Source organism: Methyloceanibacter sp. (genome assembly GCF_050728395.1).
Taxonomy (GTDB): domain Bacteria; phylum Pseudomonadota; class Alphaproteobacteria; order Rhizobiales; family Methyloligellaceae; genus Methyloceanibacter.
This window is the reverse complement of the sequence record NZ_JBOHJB010000185.1, coordinates 1-2195: the sequence shown is the minus strand read 5'-3', so window position 1 is coordinate 2195 and position 2195 is coordinate 1. Positions and strand designations below refer to the sequence as shown.

Sequence of the window (2195 nt, the reverse complement as noted above, 5' to 3'; positions counted from 1 at the left end):
CATATCCGCCAACCGTCGTCAGAAGGGGGAGCCGGCCGATCATATGTAAATAAATCTTGTCTGGGGAGCATACGCGGGACGGTTTTGGCGATGTCCCCCGTCGTCGGATGGCGAGCTTATACCCTTTCTTCCGAATCTTTTTTCCAGAAAGAGATGCGAGAATAGCTCGTCCAATCGCTTCCGCCATCAGCGGGGGAACCGCATTCCCTATCTGGCGTTGCCTATCAGCGCGGGACCCGGCCAAGAACGTATCAATTTGAAATGTTTGCAATTTCAGCATTTCTGCTGTGGTCAGCTGACGATTACACCAGTGAAATGGCCCGGCGTTCTGTGCTGGCTGCGCGGGGATTGTCCACGCAGGCTCGTTTTTTGCTAGCTTAAGCAGAAATGACCAATATTTCGTTCTCCAGCCGAATAGCGGGTCACCGCCGCCGCGATTAGTGTGCCACAGGTAGTTGCGTCCCTCGGGAATGGAGGGCAGGAGCTTCGCCCATCTTCCCTTCAACGCGAGATCGCTCCGCTTCCTCTTAGAGAGTTGCCCGATCGCATCCCAGCAGGTCACAGGGTTGTTGATGTGCGTCGCTTCGGGAAATTCAAAGTCGCGTCCATCGCGAAATGCCACCAGAAAGAATCGTCGGCGCTTTTGCGGCACGCCATAATCAGCCGCGTTGAGTATTGTCCACGATGCGCGGTAGCTGGTCCCCGCGACCCGGTTAATCTGTCGCAAGCCTGCTGATACGAGGCGAAGGCCACCGCGGCGGAAGCCCTCAACGTTTTCGATCAGGACGCAACGCGGCAATACATGCCCGATGAGGTCCATAAGATTATGAAGAGTTGCGGAGCGGGGATCACGCAAGCGGCGCACCCCTGTCGGGGCCCAATTCGCAGACTTCGAGAAGGGCTGGCAGGGGGGCCCAGCTGAGATCAAATCGACCTGACGCCTACGGAGCTTCCCAGCCTTCAGTAGCTCCTGCGGTGTCGTATCTACGAGGTCCTTTTCGACGACCTTCCAGCCGTGATTGGCTCGTAGTGTTGCGCAGCAGATAGCATCGCGTTCGACCGCGAGCGCAATTCTGAATCCCGCGGCTTGGAGGCCAGTATCCAGACCACCGGCGCCAGCAAACAATCCTATCGCTGTAGGCTTCGGTCGACCGGTCACAGAGCCTTCCTGACTTTCATTTTGTAGCCTCGACAAGCAGAGCTCAATCTGAATTGGACGCAACCGTCAAGGCGTTTCAGCCCGCGAGCGGCAGTCGCGGGATCGACTGGCGACGAGAAAGAAGTAAAGTCTCACCCCCAAAAAATCTTATCCCCGCCTCTCCACGCCCCCCTATCATCGCCGCGCTCCGTCCACTGAAGGGCGCCATCGCGAGGCGGTCGTTGAGGCGGGACGGGGCGCGGCGCCCGCGGGTCTGGTCACGCGGATCAGGCACTCGGGCGGCGCCGGGGCTCCGCTCGGGACCACTACGAGTCCCCGCCAGGAGCTGGCTGACGTTTTGGGTTGCGCTAGCGGCCTTCGGCCTAGTTGAGCGCATGATTGAGTGCGCGACCGGGCCTTCCGCCTTGGCGCATGACCCAAAATTGGAAAACGCGGTCCGGCGCCGGAGTGAGAACGCCGCATGCTCTTGTTGCGCTTTTCCTGGCGCACCTTGAGCGCAGTGGCGCGCCGACAGGCGCCCGCCGTATCCGGCAACGGATGCGGACACCATAGGTTTGCGCTTTTCGGCGCGCCGCTTCCCTTCGGGGGAGAGACCTTGGCATAGCCCGGACGGCATCTCCGTCGCGGGATTCTGTGTCATGCCCGCGTAGGCGGGCATCCAGTAACCCAGGACCTTGATTACGACAGACGGCAGCGGTTACTGGATTGCCCGGTCAAGCCGGGCAATGACCTTCTTTTCTTTTGCGCTTCGCGCGTTGGATACCGGCTTCCGCCGGTATGACACGCGCTTAATGCAGAGGATGAAGCTGGAAGGACCGCGATGAGCGAGAGCCCTCACCTCGCCAATGCCCCGGCGCGATGGAAGGCCACGGCGCCTATAATCGAAGCTCGCGCGTTCAGGCTGCCGGCCTTGCCGCCGCCACACCCTCGCCAGTTTCGTTCACGAGACTCGTGCAAACGCGACTCGACAAAGCGGAGGAACGACGATGCGTCTCTTAGCTCTCGCAGCAGGACTTCTGATTGCCGCGACCATGGT

General features: G+C 60.1%; 1 protein-coding gene. It reads right to left on the bottom strand.

Features of this window, described 5'->3' with window-relative positions:
- Positions 1-1159 (bottom strand): DNA cytosine methyltransferase (locus ACREC7_RS16395; protein WP_431556753.1); only part of this gene is annotated, 1159 nt, incomplete at its 3' end.
- Positions 1160-2195: the final 1036 nt, after the last annotated feature.